We start from the raw sequence: 1,234 nt of genomic DNA on the forward strand, positions 1-1,234 counted from the left end.
CTTGTTCAAGCCACTGATCGCCACCCTTGAAAGCTTGGCCGAAGCGGTGCCCAAGCAGCTTGCGGCCCTCGGCCAGGCCGAACGGCCGCACAGCATCGCCTGGCTGCTGACCCACCTGCTGCAGACTGTGCAGGCCCATCCGCCGAGCCGCCGGCTGGCGATCAACATCAAACCCAATGCCACTGCGCAAGCCAGGATGATTCGCAGCGAAGGGCCGACCGAAGTTGCCCGCCGCCAGGGGCGCGCCAACAAGCAGCCCAAGCCCGAGAAGAACGGCCCCTGCGCCTGCACCGGATTCAGCATCGGCCACGTGCTTGGCGACGAGACGCTGGCCCACCAGGATTTCAGTCTGCCTGGGCCGTTCCCGATCAATTGGACGCGGGTGTACAACTCCCGGCTGGCGGCCCTCGATCAAGGTTCGCTCGGCGCCCGCTGGATCACCGAGTTCACCACCTGCCTCGATGTCGTGGACAAGGGCGTGGTGTTCCACGACAGCGACGGCCGCAGCCACGACTACCCGCTGCCCAACGTCGGCAAGCCGCACCATGACCCGATCGAGTACTTCAGCCTGGTGCGCACTGCCGAGCAGCAACTGGTATTGCTGCGTGGCCTGGACCGCCGCGAAACCTATGCCCGCGAGGGCGACCGCTTCTACCTGACGCATATCCAGCTGCGCAGCGGCGCCGGGGCAATGCTGCACTACGAGCACCAGTTCAACGGCCGGCCGGTGCTGTCGGATATCAACACCTACTCCGACAACGATCCCGAAAAAGTCCATCTGCAATTGGGTACTCTGCTCGACGACCATGGGCATCTCCAGGGCCTGTGGCAGGTGGTCGACGGCACGCCGCTGCGCCAGTTGTGCGCCTACCAATACGACACCCACGGCGACCTGATCGCCGCCCAGGACGAGCACGGCGCTGCTTGGCAGTATCAATACCGCCAGCACCTGATCACCCGCTACACCGACCGCACCGGGCGCGGCATCAACCTCGAATGGGACGGCAGCGGCCCGCACGCCAAGGCCATCCATGAATGGGCCGATGACGGCAGCTTCGAGACCCGCCTGGCCTGGGACCCGAACATCCGCCTGACCTATGTCACCGACGCCCACGGCCAGGAAACCTGGCATTACTACGACGCCCTGGGCTACACCTACCGCCTGATCCACCCGGACGGCCGCGAGGAATGGCTGTTCCGCGACCCGCGCAAGAGCGTCATCCGCCATGTCCAT

Annotated in this window: 1 protein-coding gene; it reads left to right on the top strand. The window is 65.5% G+C overall.

The window, feature by feature from the left end; all coding sequences use genetic code 11:
* Positions 1 to 1,234: DUF6531 domain-containing protein (locus tag ACQ4N9_RS26455; RefSeq protein WP_430934103.1), on the top strand; the 1,234-nt coding region annotated here is incomplete at both ends.

Source organism: Pseudomonas sp. ES1 (genome assembly GCF_050586605.1).
Taxonomy (GTDB): domain Bacteria; phylum Pseudomonadota; class Gammaproteobacteria; order Pseudomonadales; family Pseudomonadaceae; genus Aquipseudomonas; species Aquipseudomonas sichuanensis.